This window comes from Ruegeria sp. CDSC042 (genome assembly GCF_059610745.1).
Genome location: NZ_JBXWOF010000003.1, coordinates 106720 through 121707 on the forward strand (window position 1 = coordinate 106720; position 14988 = coordinate 121707).

Sequence of the window (14988 nt, forward strand, 5' to 3'; positions counted from 1 at the left end):
CCGTTTCGGGGCAAGGCGCGCTTTCGCTGGCCTTGCACAGCCGGTGCCGTTATGACCGGCCCGAGACAGGAGTTTCCAATGCAACATCTGGAAGAGCAGATCGCCCATCTGACCCGCACGGTCGAAGATCTGAACACAATCGTCACGCGCCAGCAGGATGAGATCGACAACTTGACCCGCCGGGTTGAGGTGCTGATGCGCCGCGAAGGTGAACGGGCACAAGAAGGATCAGGCGGCATCATCCTAGGAGACGAACGCCCACCGCATTACTGAGCGATTACAAGCCGAGCGTCGTTTTCACCGCATTGTCGACAACCCCGCCCAACAGGGCATGCTGGTCCTCGGCGCAGCCCTCTCTCAATGCGGCTATGAAGGTCTCGCGCAGTTTCGCTTTGTCCTCGTCCGTGCTTGCGTGATCATTGATATCAATCTGGCGGTTATAGATCGACAGTGCTGTCATCTTCTCGACAACCGCAAAGATATAGGCCTCATCACCGTCCGACTCTTCAACCACCGTTGCACAGGTATGATACATGACGGGCAATGCGTCCTGAACCATTTGTTCAGCAGCTTCGTCGGCGATGGCCATGCCCGGAACGATCATGCACAGGCTTGCGAGAGCGGTTTTCATTTGGGTCAAACGCATCGTAGTCATTTCCAGTTATGTCCAATAAGGGCACCGGCCACGCCGCCGATTGCCGCGCCCTTGCCATCACCAATCAAAGCACCGACGCCCGCCCCGATCAACGCGCCTTCGATGGTGTTCTTTTTCTTCTTGTCGTCCGCCACCGCCGACCCGGCGGTGACCAAGGCCATCGACGCGGCCAATATCAATGTTCGAAAACCGAAATGTGGGATCGTCATATGGTTGCCCTCCTGTGGCATCACCAGAAAATCTCTTTCAGTCCTCAGCCTATCCGGCGGGCGAATGTCAGGCAACTTTTCCGGGGCGGTCAGATTTCCTCAACCGACATCACGCCGTCCAGCGACTTGATCGCCCCTTTGATCTGCGGGTTGATCGGGAATTCCTGGCCAAGGTCCATCTCGACATCTCCCGGCAGGCCAGGATCAAGCAGGCACAGATGGATAGGCCCTTTCGCAGCCCCCTTGGCTGCGCCAGCGGCATCTTCCAGAACTTTGGCAACTGTGGGCAGAACCTGCGGCTGATCAACAAAAATGCGCAGCCCGGTCGCCCCTGCCTCGGCCACGACCGCATCTACCGGCCCGACGGACCGGCCTAGAAGTTTGAGTTGATCGGCCTCCATCGTTGCTTCGGCGGTCAGCACCACCTGTGCACCGGTTTCCAGAAACTCACGGGATTTCTCCAGCGTTTCGGAAAACAGTGTGACCTCATAGGCACCTGTAGGGTCAGAAAGTTGGGCAAAGGCAAACCGGTTTCCGCGCGCAGATTTCCGTTCCTGCCGCCCAGCCACTACACCGGCCATCTTGGCGATCAGCGGACCCGAGCGTGCCTTTTCCATCACCTCATCCAGTGTCAGTACCTGCTTGCGTTTTAGGGCAGGCATATAATCATCCAGCGGGTGGCCGGACAGGTAAAATCCGATGGCCTTGAACTCTTCGCTCAAACGCTCGGCAGGCAACCAGTCCGGCGTCGGCGAAAGGCGTGGCTCGGGCAGGTCGTCGCCCGCCTCGCCGAACAGCGATACCTGGTTCGAGTTCTTCTGATCGTGGATCGCAGCTGAATATTGCACCAGTGGATCAAGGCTTTCGAAGACGCGGCGGCGGTTCTTGTCGAGTTCATCAAACGCGCCAGCACGCGCTAGCATTTCCAAGGGCCGCTTGCCGACCTTCTTCAGATCAACGCGGCGGGCAAAGTCGAAGAGGTTGACGAACGGTTTGCCTGCACGTCCTTCTACTACCAAATTCATCGCCTCAACGCCGACGTTTTTCAACGCGCCCAGCGCGTAAACCAGATGCTGATCCACCACGTCAAACGTGGATTGCGAGCGGTTCACGCAGGGCGGTATGTAAGGCAGTTCCAACCCTTTGCGGACTTCCTCGAAGTAAACCGCCAGCTTGTCAGTCAGATGGATATCGCAGTTCATGACCCCGGCCATGAACTCGACCGGGTGGTTCGCCTTCAACCAGCCGGTCTGATAGCTGACCACGGCATAGGCGGCAGCGTGGGATTTGTTGAAGCCATAGTTGGCGAATTTATCCAACAGGTTCCAGACCTCAGTCGCCTTAGCCTCGTCCACGTCATTCTCAGCAGCGCCTTTGAGGAACTTAGGCCGCTCGGCATCCATCGCCTCCTGAATTTTCTTACCCATCGCGCGGCGCAGCAAATCCGCTCCGCCAAGGCTATAGCCCGCCATTTCCTGAGCGATCTGCATAACCTGTTCCTGGTAGACGATAATGCCTTGGGTTTCGTCCAGGATATGGTCGATGGAAGGGTGCAGCGTGTCCCGTTCGCTCAGCTTGTTCTTGACCTCGCAGAACTTGGGGATGTTCTCCATCGGGCCCGGACGGTATAGCGCGACGAGGGCGATGATATCCTCGATACAATCCGGTTTCATCCGCTTGAGCGCATCCATCATGCCCGAGGATTCCACTTGGAACACCGCTACGGTCTTGGCCGCTGAGTAGAGTTTGTAAGTCGCTTCATCATCCAGCGGGATGGCGTTAATCTGGTTCGCGGCCCCTTCGGCGGCTTCGTACAGCTCGGTGCCATCAGCAGCGATATGCAGGTCGCGCCCGGATTTGAAGATCAGATCCATCGCATTCTGGATCACGGTCAGGGTTTTCAGACCCAGAAAGTCGAATTTAACCAGACCGGCCTGTTCTACCCATTTCATGTTGAACTGGGTCGCAGGCATGTCGGAACGCGGATCCTGATACAGCGGCACCAGCGCATCCAGCGGACGGTCGCCAATCACCACGCCAGCCGCGTGGGTCGATGCGTTCCGCAACAGCCCCTCGACTTGTTGGCCGTAGGTGAGCAGGCGATCGACAACCTCTTCATTACGCGCCTCTTCACGCAGACGCGGTTCGTCTTTAAGCGCCTTTTCAATCGAGACGGGTTTCACCCCTTCGACCGGGATCATCTTGGACAGGCGATCCACCTGCCCATATGGCATCTGCAAAACCCGCCCGATGTCACGCACGGCGGCCTTCGACAGCAGCGCGCCAAAAGTTATGATCTGCCCAACCTTGTCGCGCCCATATTTCTGCTGCACGTAGCGGATCACCTCTTCGCGGCGGTCCATGCAGAAGTCGATATCGAAGTCAGGCATCGATACCCGTTCGGGGTTCAGGAAACGTTCGAACAGCAGCGAATAACGCAACGGATCAAGGTCGGTGATCGTCAGCGCATAGGCCACCAGCGACCCCGCGCCCGAGCCCCGCCCCGGCCCAACCGGGATGTCCTGATCCTTTGACCATTGGATGAAATCGGCAACGATCAGGAAATAACCCGGAAACCCCATGCCCTCGATGATGTCCAGTTCGAAATCCAGCCGCTTCTGATACTCTTCAGGGGTTACCGCATGCGGGATCACGGCCAGACGTTTCTGCAAACCTTCATTGGCGATGCGGCGCAGCTCGGCCACCTCGTCATCGGCGAATTTCGGCAGGATCGGATCGCGGCGATAGGCCATGAACGCACAGCGCCTGGCGATCTCGACCGTGTTTTCGATTGCTTCGGGCAGATCGGCGAACAGGGTCGCCATTTCCTGCTGCGACTTGAAATAATGCTGTGCGGTCAGACGGCGGCGGCCATCCTGCTGATCGACATAAGCGCCCTCGGCAATACAGATCAACGCATCATGCGCTTCGTACATGTCCGTGGTCGGGAAGTAGACATCGTTGGTAGCCACCAGCGGAAGGTTCTTGGCATAGGCCATTTCAACATGGCCGCGCTCGGTCAGACGTTCGGCCTCGGGCTGACCACCCTCGCCTGGATGGCGCTGTAATTCGACATACAGACGATCCGGGAACATGGTTGCAAGGCGATCCACCAAGACCTCGGCCGCTGGGCGCTGCCCTTGCTGCAACAAGCGACCCACCGGTCCGTCGGGGCCGCCAGACAGGCAGATCAGACCATCCGAGCGCTCTGTCAGTTCATCCAATGTCACCTGCGGCAACTGCCCGCCCTTGTCCACATACAGGCAAGAGCTGAGCTTCATTAGGTTTTCATACCCGACCTCTGACTGCGCCAGCAGCACCAGCGGCGCGGGGGCTTTCGCTTTCTCGCCCGGTTGCGCCTGCAGGTAGGTCAGGTCGACCTGGCACCCCATGATCGGCTGAACACCCGCCCCGCTGGCGGTGACCGAAAACTCCAACGCAGAGAACATGCTGTTGGTGTCCGTGACGGCGACGGCGGGCATCTCAAGCTTTTCACACAGACCAGGCAGCTTTTTCAGCCGCACGGCGCCTTCCAGCAGGGAATATTCGGTGTGAACGCGGAGGTGGATGAATCGTGGAGTGCTGCTCATGCCGCCCACGCTATCGCAGCCAGTGATGGTACAAAAGCCTGAACCTTAGGTTCGGATTGCCAAAAAAACAGGCGCTGATTGTTCGGGAAATCCATAAGGTGCTTCGGACTCTGAGGGTGAAACATGCTACAAAACCTTTTATTTTCAATGTGATGAACATCGAAACCACATGAAACACAAGGATCGGACCAATGAAATGATACATCAGAAGCGCGGTTTTTCTTGCCAGATTGGCTGCGCTGTTTCTAACATCTAGTGGCAAGCTATCCGCCCGCACTCTTTCTACGTCGCATCGAAGGAGAGCATTCAGAGGCGCAATTCGGTAACGCGACGGGTTTCACGAATGGATATCACGTTTCTTCTGAACGGAGAGACAGTGGAGTTGGCGAATGTCGATCCGACAGTCACCTTGTTGGATTGGCTGCGCGAGGATCGCTCTCTGACCGGCACCAAAGAAGGCTGCAACGAAGGTGATTGCGGTGCCTGCACTGTCATGGTGACGGATCAGGGAGGAGCCAAAGCTCTGAACTCCTGCATTCTGTTCCTGCCTCAGCTCCACGGCAAAGCGGTGCGCACCGTCGAAGGCGCCAGCAGCCCGGACGGGAAGGCCCACCCGGTACAGCAGGCAATGGTTGATCTGCACGGGTCGCAATGTGGCTTTTGCACCCCCGGCTTTGTAATGTCGATGGTGGCCGGGCATGCGAATGGTGCAACCGATCACGACACACAGCTGGCCGGGAACCTGTGCCGATGCACGGGCTATGCGCCGATTATCCGTGCCGCCAAAGCCGTCGAAAAGCACCCTGTTCCCGTCTGGGTCAAGGACAAGCCTGACGCAGCACCCGCCGCGTCTCCTATGCTGCCGCGGTCCTCGGACGAGCTTGCCGCCATTTATGCCGAACACCCAGAGGCCACCCTGGTCGCTGGCGCGACCGATGTAGGCCTTTGGGTCACCAAACAGTTGCGCGACCTGAAAACAGTAATCTTCATGAACGGTTGCGATGATCTGAAACAGATCACGGTTACTGACAATGAAATTCGCCTTGGTGCCATGGTCGATATGAACCGCATGGGCGAAGCGCTGGGGGATCTGCACCCCTCTTATGCTGAAATGATCCGCCGCTATGCCAGCGTACAGGTGCGGCACGCCGCAACCGTAGGCGGTAATATCGCCAATGGGTCACCAATCGGTGACAACCCGCCTGCACTGATTGCCCTGGGCGCCAGCCTGCACCTGCGCAAAGGCGACACAAGGCGAACGCTGCCCTTGGAAAAGTTCTTCATCGACTATGGAAAACAGGATCGCGTACCCGGAGAATTCGTCGAAGCCGTAAGCTTCCCGCGCCAGGCGGATCGGTTGAAATGCTACAAGCTCAGCAAACGGTTTGATCAGGATATTTCGGCCGTTTGTGGGTGTTTCAACATTACCGTTGCAGAAGGTACCGTCACTCAGGCGCGCATCGCATTTGGCGGCATGGCGGGCGTTCCGAAACGCGCCACTCAAGTCGAAACTACGTTGACCGGCAAGCCATGGACAGCTGCTACGGTTCAATCCGCTCTGACGATGTTTGCCGAGGATTACGCGCCAATGTCAGATATGCGCGCCTCGGCTCATTACCGCCTTGAGACGGCGAAAGCGATGCTGGAACGTTATTTCCTTGAAGATCAGGGCCAGGTAACCAATGTGCTGGAGGTGTCGGCATGAGCGTGACAAAACCACTGCCTCATGACGCCGCGCCGCTACATGTGTCCGGTTCGGCCCGCTATGTGGACGATATCCCAACACCAAAAGGCACGTTGCATCTGGCCTTTGGTCTCAGTCCCATCGCCAAGGGCACAATCGCCGCGATTGACCTGTCTGCAGTCAAAGCTGCCGACGGTGTCGTCATGGTGATGACCGCCGAAGACCTGCCCTTTGCGAATGATGTCTCACCGTCCATTCACGATGAACCTTTGTTGTCGGACGGCTCTGTCCACTATATCGGGCAGCCCGTATTTTTGGTTGTCGCCACCAGCCATCTGGCCGCGCGCAAAGCTGCACGACTGGGCAAGATCGACTATACTGAAGAAACACCAATTCTGACGATTGAAGAGGCGCTGGCCGCCGACAGTCGGTTCGAGGACGGCCCGCGCATCTACACCAAAGGTGATGCAGACGCCGCCATCGCAGGCGCGGCGCATGTGATCGAAGGCAGTTTTGAGCTTGGCGGGCAAGAGCATTTCTATCTGGAAGGTCAGGCTGCACTAGCGGTGCCGAATGAGGGTGCTGATATGCTGGTCCACAGTTCAACCCAGCACCCGACTGAGATTCAGCACAAAGTGGCAGAGGCTCTGGGCGTTCCCATGCATGCTGTGCGCGTTGAAACCCGGCGCATGGGCGGCGGGTTCGGGGGCAAGGAAAGCCAGGGCAACGCTCTGGCTGTTTCCTGCGCAGTGGCTGCGCGGGCAACCGGCACAGCCTGCAAGATGCGCTATGACCGCGATGACGACATGATCATCACCGGTAAGCGGCATGCCTTTCGCATTGGCTATAGGGCCGGGTTCGATCAGGATGGGCATATTCAGGGGGTATCCTTTCTGCACCATGCCATATGCGGATGGGCACAAGACCTGTCGCTGCCCGTCGCGGACCGGGCGATGCTGCATTCCGACAATGCGTATCTGCTGCCCAATGCGCGGATCGAAAGTCACCGGCTGAAAACCAACACCCAATCTGCCACCGCCTATCGGGGGTTTGGAGGCCCTCAGGGTATGGTTGGAATCGAACGCGTCATGGACCACGCCGCGCATGAGCTGGGTCTGGACCCGGTCGAACTGCGCCGCAGGAACTATTACGCTGCCCCGGCGGGTACCGATGACCATGCCCCTGATCGCAATGGCGGCGATACGCCAAACACCACCCCTTATGGCATGGAAGTCGAAGATTTCGAACTTCACGGCATGACCGAAGCCTTGTTGAATTCCAGCGACTATGCCGCGCGCAAGGCAGCAATTCAGAAATGGAATGCCGAGAACAGCGTGATCAAAAAGGGCATCGCCTTCTCTCCGGTCAAGTTCGGCATTTCCTTCACTCTGACCCATCTGAATCAGGCCGGCGCGCTGGTGCATGTGTACCAGGACGGGTCCGTGCACCTGAACCATGGCGGTACCGAGATGGGCCAGGGCCTGTTTCAAAAAGTGGCCCAGGTTGCCGCCTCACGCTTTGGTATTCCGCTAGAGATGGTGAAGATCACCGCCACAGACACGGCCAAAGTGCCGAACACCTCGGCAACGGCGGCATCCTCGGGAAGCGATCTCAACGGCATGGCGGTGAAAGCCGCCTGTGACACAATCCGCGACCGGATGGCAGAGTATCTGGCCGAGCGACATCAGGCCGACCCGTCGGCTGTCACCTTCGGGGATGGTCATGTATCGGTTGGTGAGGAACGCTATACCTTTGCCGAAGCGGCTGCGCTGACCTATCAGGGCCGCATCAGCCTTTCGGCCACCGGCTTCTATAAGACACCCAAGATCGAATGGGACCGGATCAAAGGCCAAGGTCGTCCGTTTTTCTACTTCGCCTATGGCGCCTCGATCACCGAAGTTGCCGTGGACACACTAACCGGTGAGAACCGCATCTTGCGCACGGATATCCTGCATGACGCGGGCGCGTCGCTGAACCCTGCGCTGGATATCGGTCAGGTCGAAGGTGGCTATGTGCAGGGCGCGGGTTGGTTGACGACCGAAGAACTCGTCTGGGATGGCACAGGCAATCTGCGCACCCATGCGCCATCGACCTACAAGATCCCGGCTTGTTCCGACCGCCCCGACATCTTCAACGTTGCGCTTTGGGAGGCTGAAAACCGTGAGGACACGATCTATCGCTCGAAAGCAGTAGGCGAACCTCCATTCATGCTTGGGATATCCGCCTGGCTGGCACTGTCGAATGCGGTGGCGGCCTGCGGAAACAGCTACCCCGCATTGGATGCCCCCGCCACGGCAGAAGAAGTCTGGCATGGTGTCCAAAGGATGAAGGGGGACGACTGATGGGATTTGACCTTGAGACTTTGAGGGAGGCGGTCAAAACCCATGGGCGCGTGATCCGGGTAGTCATCGCCGGGATCAAGGGCTCGTCCCCACGTGAGGTTGGTGCCGCAATGCTGGTCTGGCAGGACGGGCAATCCGGCACGATCGGCGGCGGCACACTTGAGTTTCAGGCAGCCGAAGCGGCGCGGATACAAACCGCCCAATCGCGCCTGACCCATCACGCGCTTGGCCCCGACATGGGCCAGTGCTGCGGTGGCGCTGTTTCCTTGCTAAGCGAGGTCTATGACCGCAACAACATCAACGATCTGGACGACAGCATCATCGCGCGACCAACATCGGGCCAGGACATGCCACTGTCGGTCAAACGCCTGTTGACCGAAGCCCGCGGACAGGGGATTGCACCAGAGGCACAGCTGATCGAAGGCTGGATGGTCGAGCCGGTCCACAAACCCGCGCGTGCACTGTGGGTCTGGGGCGCGGGTCACGTCGGTCGCGCCTTGGTGGATGTCCTGTCACCGCTGCCCGATCTCGCAATCACCTGGGTCGATACAGGATCCAAGCGGTTTCCGGAAACCGTACCGAACGGAGTCACCGCCGTCCCTGCCGCGAAACCAGCGGAACTGGTTCGGCATGCGCCGCGTGATGCTGAACATCTGGTGCTGACTTATTCACACAATCTGGACTTGGAATTGTGCAACCGTCTGCTTTCGCACGATTTCCGCTTTGCGGGGCTGATCGGCTCGGCTACGAAATGGGCGCGGTTCCGGTCTCGGCTGGCGGCGCTGGGGCACTCGCCCGATCGGATCAGCCGGATCACCTGCCCGATTGGCGACCCGGGCCTGGGCAAGCACCCGCAGATGATTGCCGTGGGCGTCGCAGCACAACTGCTGCGCCCGATCGGGCAAAACAATTTGAAGAAGGATCTGAGCGCGTGACCACTCCACTGCTAAGTTTGCAAGGACTGACCAAAGCCTATCCCGGCGTCGTGGCCAATGATCAGGTGTCCTTTGACATCGGTGAGGGCGAAGTTCATGCCCTGTTGGGCGAAAACGGCGCGGGAAAATCCACGCTGGTCAAAATGATCTATGGCTTGGTGAAGCCCGACAGCGGCACCATGCTGTTGCGTGGCCAACCCTTTGCTCCGCCCGAGCCGCGCGCCGCGCGTGCTGACGGAATCGCGATGGTATTTCAGCATTTTTCGCTGTTCGACGCGCTAAACGTGGCCGAGAACATCGCCTTGGGGATGGAGAACCCGCCGCCAATGGGCGACCTGGCCTCGCGCATTCGGGAAGTTTCGGAAACCTACGGTCTACCGCTGGACCCCTTTCGTACAGTCGGTGACCTGTCCGCGGGGGAACGCCAACGGGTTGAGATCATTCGCTGCCTTCTGCAGGATCCAAAGCTTTTGATCATGGACGAACCAACCAGTGTTCTGACTCCGCAAGAAGTCGATATCCTTTTCGAAACGCTGAATAAATTGCGGTCTGAAGGCACATCGATCCTGTATATCTCGCACAAGCTTGAAGAAATCCGCACCCTATGCGACCACGCTACGATCTTGCGTTTGGGCAAGAATGTGGGCGAATGCGTTCCATCTGAAACCTCGGCCCGGGAGATGGCCGAGTTGATGGTCGGTTCAACCCTGCAAACACCTGAGCGCGGAGGCCGCGAGTTCGGCGAGGTCGCGCTGGATGTCAGCGGGCTTTCCGTGCCCTCACCGTCTGAATTCGGCACCGCGCTGAAGAATGTCCACATGACAGTTCGCAAAGGCGAAGTGCTGGGAATTGGCGGTGTTGCCGGCAACGGACAGGACGAACTGCTGGGTGTCCTGTCTGGCGAAATCCAGACAGCTGCCGATGCGATCAAGTTCGATGGCCAGCCGATTGGCAAACTGGGCCCAACCGCACGGCGCAAGCTGGGCGTACTGACCGCCCCCGAAGAGCGGTTGGGACATGCAGCCGCCCCAGACATGAGCCTGACCGAAAACGCCCTGCTGACCGGATCGGTCCGCGAAGGGTTGGAAAGCAACGGGTTCTTGAAATGGGCAGATACCAAAAGCTTTGCTGAAAAGATCATCAGCGCCTTTGATGTGCGCACGCCAGGGCCCGAGAATGCGGCCCGGTCATTGTCAGGCGGCAACCTACAGAAATTCGTGATCGGACGCGAAGTGTTGCAGAACCCCGATGTACTGGTCGTGAACCAACCCACATGGGGGGTGGACGCCGCTGCCGCTGCGTCGATCCGACAGGCCATTCTGGACCTTGCCGCCAAGGGCACGGCGGTGGTCTGCATCAGCCAGGATCTGGACGAATTGATGGAAATCTCGGACAGCTTTGCCGCCCTGAACGAAGGCAGGCTCAGCGCGCCACGCACAACCACGGGTCTGACCGTGGATGAGATCGGCCTGATGATGGGCGGTGCACATGGCATGGAGGTAGCCCATGTCTGATGCAAAACAAAATATGACGACGGGGGTGTAAGCAGATGATTGTATTGGAGAAACGACCACAGCCGTCCAAGGCGTGGTCTTATGCGACCCCGCTTGTGGCGGTACTGGCGACGATGCTGTTTGGCGGCATATTGTTTGCCGTCCTGGGTAAAAACCCGGTTCAGGCCATCGGCACCATTTTCTGGGAGCCTCTGTTCGGTGAATTCGCCTTTTATTACCGCCCGCAGCTGCTGGTGAAGGGCGCGCCGTTGGTGCTGATTGCGATTGGCCTGTCGTTAGGCTTCCGCGCCGGTATCTGGAACATCGGCGCCGAGGGTCAGTATATCATGGGCGCCATCTTTGGCGCGGGCGCCGGGCTGGCCTTTTACCCGCTGGATGCCTGGTATGTCTTTCCGATCATGGTGATGGCAGGTGCGCTTGGCGGTTGGCTCTGGGCCTCTATTCCGGCCTTTCTGAAGGTGCGCTTTGGCACCAATGAAATTCTGGTCTCGCTGATGCTGGTCTATGTGGCTGAACAGATGATGGCCTCGGTCTCGCTGGGACTGCTGAAAAATCCCGAAGGGTTCGGTTTTCCGGGTTCACGCAATCTGCAATCCTATGAGAGTGCGCATAATGCCGAGCTGATCGCAGGATCGGGGATGCATTGGGGCGTTGTGACCGCACTGATAGCCGTGATCTTTTCCTATATCCTGCTGAACCGGCACATGCTGGGCTTTCACATCCGCCTGACGGGTGAGGCCCCGCGCGCAGCCAAATTCGCCGGGGTAAACCCAGCACGACTGATCCTGTTCTGTCTTGGCCTGTCAGGCGCACTGGCCGGGCTGGCGGGGATGTTCGAAGTCTCGGGCCCCTCGGGTGTTGTCAGCATCGACTTTAACGTCGGCTATGGCTTTACCGCGATCATCGTGGCCTTTCTGGGTCGACTGCATCCGGTGGGCATCCTACTAGCCGGTGGTCTAATGGCATTGACCTATATCGGTGGTGAAATTGCGCAGTCCCAAATGGGTCTTCCTGCCGCGGCCATTCAAGTATTCCAGGGGATGCTGCTGTTCTTCCTGCTGGCCTTCGACCTTTTGACCAACTACCGCATCCGTGCGGCCCGTAGCGAGGTGGCGTAATCATGGACCTTGGTGAGATTAATCCCGTACTTCTGGTCGCGTCACTTATGGTGGCTGCAACCCCCCTGCTTCTGGCCGCGATCGGTGAATTGGTCGTAGAAAAAGCAGGAGTTCTGAATCTTGGCGTAGAGGGCATGATGATCGTTGGCGCGATCAGCGGTTTTGCGATCTCGGTCGAGACTGGGTCGCCCTGGCTGGGCTTTGTCGCCGCCGCCATAGGCGGTGCAGTACTGTCCCTGCTGTTTGTGCTGCTGACGCAGGTGGCGCTGGCCAATCAGGTTGCCAGTGGCCTGGCGCTTACTCTGTTTGGTTTAGGGTTCAGCGCCCTGCTCGGTCAAAGCTATGTGGGTGTCAAACCCCCCAGCATGGGCGATATCCATATCCCGGTGATCAGCGATATTCCGGTGATCGGTCCGATCCTGTTTCAGCATGACCCGATCCTTTATGTCGGCATCGCTTTGACAGCGGCCGTCTGGGCTACGCTTAAATACACTCGCGTCGGACTGATCCTGCGCGCGGTAGGTGAAAACCACGATGCGGCGCATGCGCTTGGCTATAAGGTGATCAAGATCCGCATCATGGCGATCCTGTTCGGCGGTGCCTGTGCCGGGTTGGGTGGGGCCTATATCAGCTTGATCCGGGTGCCACAGTGGACCGAGGGCATGACAGCCGGTGTCGGCTGGATCGCCCTGGCCTTGGTCGTCTTCGCCAGTTGGAAGCCATGGCGCGCCCTGCTGGGTGCCTATTTGTTCGGCGGTATCACCGTGTTGCAGCTGAATTTGCAGGCAGCGGGCGTTGCCATCCCGGTCGAGTATCTGGCAATGTCGCCCTACATCATCACGATCCTTGTGCTTGTGATCCTTTCCGCCGACAAAAGCAGCGCACCTGCCTCACTCGGCCGGATATTCCATGCCTCGCATTAGACGGGGACAACTGAACCAACTTGGGGAGTAACACATGAAAATTACTACATTTCTGGCAAGCGCCGCCATGGCGCTGGGTTTGGCAACTACTGCCATAGCCGAAGACAAAACCAAGGTCGGCTTTGTATTTGTCGGCCCGGTGGGCGACGGCGGCTGGACCTATGAACATAACAAGGGCCGTCTGGCGGTTGAAGAAGAGTTCGGCGACAAGGTCGAAACCGTGTTTGTTGAATCCGTGCCCGAAGGCCCGGATGCAGAGCGGGTGATGACCCAGATGGCGCTGGAAGGTGCAGACCTGATCTTTACCACCTCGTTCGGATACATGGATCCGACCATCAACGTGGCCAAGAAATTCCCGAACGTGAAGTTCGAACACGCGACCGGCTATAAAACAGCCGACAACGTTTCGGTTTATTCGGCACGTTTCTATGAAGGTCGTGCGGTACAGGGCCATATCGCGGGCAAGATGACCAAGTCGAACATTGTTGGCTATATCGGGTCCTATCCGATCCCCGAAGTGGTCCGCGGAATCAACTCGGCCTATATCCACGCCAAGAAGGTCAACCCGGATGTCGAGTTCAAGATCATCTGGGCCTACACTTGGTTCGATCCGGCGAAAGAAGCAGATGCCGCCACTGTTCTGATCGAACAGGGCGCGGACGTGATCCTGCAGCACACCGACTCGACCGCACCGCAAGCAGCTGCGCAAGAGGCGGGCAACGTCATCACTTTCGGCCAGGCCTCGGACATGAGCGAATACGCTCCGTACCCGCGCGTCTCGTCGATCATCGATGACTGGGCGCCCTACTATATTGCACGGACCCAGGCCGTCATGGATGGCACATGGGAAAGCGCCAATACATGGGATGGCATCCGCGAAGGCATGGTAGCAATCGGCGAAATCTCGGACGCGGTTCCCGCTGACGTCAAAGAAGAGGCACTGGCGCTGAAAGCGGCCATGGCCGCGGGTGAATACCACCCCTTCACCGGACCGCTGAAAAAGCAGGACGGTAGTGACTGGCTGGCCGAAGGCGAGACCGCAGACGACGGTACACTGGCCGGCATGAACTTCTATGTAGAAGGCTTGGAAGGTGAGATTCCGCAGTAAGGCGGCACAGGATAACGCAGAAAGGCCCGCCATGTGCGGGCCTTTTTTGATTTTGCCACCTGTTTTATGCCACTCTTGATCTTCGATAGCCCGAAACCAGCGCCAAGCACATTGATCCGCGGCTCTACCGATCAACGAGGACCAGATGAATTCAAAACGCGAATTGCTGCAGAAACTGTTGAAAGGTATCGAAACCGGGGATGCCGAGGCCGCAACCGTCGTCAACGAAGAAAAATACATCCAGCACAATCCCCAGACCCATGAAGGCAGCGAGGGGCTGGCCACGTTGTTTGCCCGCCTGTCGAAAACAAATCCCAAGGTTAAATTTGTTCGCGTTTTTGAAGATGGCGAATTCGCTTTTGCCCATAACGAATATGATTTTGCCAAAGTTAAGGCCGCGTTCGAGGTCTTTCGGTTTGAAGACAGCAAAGCTGTTGAGCACTGGGATAACATTCAGCCCCTGCGCGGCCCAAACGCTTCGGGACGCGGCATGCTTGATGGGCCAACTGAAATCACGGATATTGACAGAACCGAACAGAACCGGGAATTGGTCGACAACTTCTCGCAAACGGTCCTGATAGACCGGAAAACCGAGCGGATGAAGGCGTTTGTTGATGCGAACCTGATACAACACGATCCCGATGGTGTTGACGGCATCGACGCCTATCGCATGGTGCTTGAAGCTAGATCAGACGCGGAGTTGATCGTTCAGTATCACCGCGTCCATCGTGTGCTGGCAGAAGGGAATTTCGTCCTGTGCATGAGCGAAGGTGCCAGTCACGGAAAACATACCAGCTTTTATGATCTGTTTCGGGTCGCAGACGGAGTGATCGTCGAGCAGTGGGGCACTATGGAAACCATAGCGCCCCGTAGCGAGTGGAAGAATGACAACGGCAAATTCTGATCTAAG

At 58.0% G+C, this 14988-nt stretch carries 12 protein-coding genes; 9 read left to right on the top strand and 3 right to left on the bottom strand.

The window, feature by feature from the left end; all coding sequences use genetic code 11:
- Positions 1-78 precede the first annotated feature (78 nt).
- The gene (locus tag AC2FHX_RS08210; protein ID WP_142638896.1) at positions 79-273 is read left to right on the top strand and encodes a SlyX family protein; all 195 of its coding nucleotides are present in this window, start codon (positions 79-81) and stop codon (positions 271-273) included.
- Positions 274-277: 4 nt separating this feature from the next.
- On the opposite strand, the gene AC2FHX_RS08215 is transcribed toward AC2FHX_RS08210, so the two are convergent.
- The 3 genes from AC2FHX_RS08215 to dnaE all read right to left on the bottom strand — a co-directional run bounded on the left by AC2FHX_RS08215 (position 278) and on the right by dnaE (position 4454).
- Positions 278-631, bottom strand: coding sequence for a hypothetical protein (locus AC2FHX_RS08215; protein WP_496679379.1), 354 nt, complete (start codon positions 629-631; stop codon positions 278-280).
- Positions 632-651: 20 nt separating this feature from the next.
- A complete protein-coding gene (locus AC2FHX_RS08220) occupies positions 652-864 on the bottom strand; it encodes a YMGG-like glycine zipper-containing protein (RefSeq protein ID WP_496679382.1) in 213 nt (70 codons plus the stop codon).
- 89 nt (positions 865-953) lie between these two features.
- The gene (gene dnaE, locus AC2FHX_RS08225) at positions 954-4454 is read right to left on the bottom strand and encodes a DNA polymerase III subunit alpha (protein WP_496701141.1); all 3501 of its coding nucleotides are present in this window, start codon (positions 4452-4454) and stop codon (positions 954-956) included.
- A 343-nt stretch (positions 4455-4797) separates the two neighbouring features.
- Between dnaE and xdhA the strand changes: the two genes are divergently transcribed.
- The 8 genes from xdhA to AC2FHX_RS08265 all read left to right on the top strand — a co-directional run bounded on the left by xdhA (position 4798) and on the right by AC2FHX_RS08265 (position 14982).
- Positions 4798-6159, top strand: coding sequence for a xanthine dehydrogenase small subunit (gene xdhA / locus AC2FHX_RS08230; RefSeq protein WP_281973642.1), 1362 nt, complete (start codon positions 4798-4800; stop codon positions 6157-6159).
- Positions 6156-8480, top strand: coding sequence for a xanthine dehydrogenase molybdopterin binding subunit (gene xdhB, locus AC2FHX_RS08235; protein WP_496679390.1), 2325 nt, complete (start codon positions 6156-6158; stop codon positions 8478-8480). Before xdhA ends, xdhB begins: the two co-directional genes overlap by 4 nt.
- Entirely contained in the window at positions 8480-9415 is a 936-nt protein-coding gene (gene xdhC, locus AC2FHX_RS08240) for a xanthine dehydrogenase accessory protein XdhC (protein WP_496701144.1), read from the top strand. Before xdhB ends, xdhC begins: the two co-directional genes overlap by 1 nt.
- Entirely contained in the window at positions 9412-10929 is a 1518-nt protein-coding gene (locus AC2FHX_RS08245; RefSeq protein ID WP_142638946.1) for an ABC transporter ATP-binding protein, read from the top strand. The genes xdhC and AC2FHX_RS08245 overlap by 4 nt, the downstream gene beginning before the upstream one ends.
- Positions 10930-10964: 35 nt before the next feature.
- Entirely contained in the window at positions 10965-12047 is a 1083-nt protein-coding gene (locus AC2FHX_RS08250; RefSeq protein ID WP_142638948.1) for an ABC transporter permease, read from the top strand.
- 2 nt (positions 12048-12049) lie between these two features.
- Complete coding sequence (locus AC2FHX_RS08255) at positions 12050-12970, top strand: ABC transporter permease (RefSeq protein WP_142638949.1); 921 nt, start codon at positions 12050-12052, stop codon at positions 12968-12970.
- 34 nt (positions 12971-13004) lie between these two features.
- On the top strand, positions 13005-14078 hold the full coding sequence (locus tag AC2FHX_RS08260; protein WP_281973637.1) for a BMP family ABC transporter substrate-binding protein: 1074 nt from the start codon (positions 13005-13007) through the stop codon (positions 14076-14078).
- Positions 14079-14223: 145 nt separating this feature from the next.
- Complete coding sequence (locus AC2FHX_RS08265) at positions 14224-14982, top strand: nuclear transport factor 2 family protein (RefSeq protein ID WP_496701146.1); 759 nt, start codon at positions 14224-14226, stop codon at positions 14980-14982.
- Positions 14983-14988: the final 6 nt, after the last annotated feature.

Coding starts and splice junctions, on each gene's coding strand:
- AC2FHX_RS08210 (WP_142638896.1), top strand. CDS start 79: ATGCAACATCTGGAAGAGCAGATCGCCCATCTGACCCGCACGGTCGAA.
- AC2FHX_RS08215 (WP_496679379.1), bottom strand. CDS start 631: ATGAAAACCGCTCTCGCAAGCCTGTGCATGATCGTTCCGGGCATGGCC.
- AC2FHX_RS08220 (WP_496679382.1), bottom strand. CDS start 864: ATGACGATCCCACATTTCGGTTTTCGAACATTGATATTGGCCGCGTCG.
- dnaE (WP_496701141.1), bottom strand. CDS start 4,454: ATGAGCAGCACTCCACGATTCATCCACCTCCGCGTTCACACCGAATAT.
- xdhA (WP_281973642.1), top strand. CDS start 4,798: ATGGATATCACGTTTCTTCTGAACGGAGAGACAGTGGAGTTGGCGAAT.
- xdhB (WP_496679390.1), top strand. CDS start 6,156: ATGAGCGTGACAAAACCACTGCCTCATGACGCCGCGCCGCTACATGTG.
- xdhC (WP_496701144.1), top strand. CDS start 8,480: ATGGGATTTGACCTTGAGACTTTGAGGGAGGCGGTCAAAACCCATGGG.
- AC2FHX_RS08250 (WP_142638948.1), top strand. CDS start 10,965: ATGATTGTATTGGAGAAACGACCACAGCCGTCCAAGGCGTGGTCTTAT.
- AC2FHX_RS08255 (WP_142638949.1), top strand. CDS start 12,050: ATGGACCTTGGTGAGATTAATCCCGTACTTCTGGTCGCGTCACTTATG.
- AC2FHX_RS08260 (WP_281973637.1), top strand. CDS start 13,005: ATGAAAATTACTACATTTCTGGCAAGCGCCGCCATGGCGCTGGGTTTG.
- AC2FHX_RS08265 (WP_496701146.1), top strand. CDS start 14,224: ATGAATTCAAAACGCGAATTGCTGCAGAAACTGTTGAAAGGTATCGAA.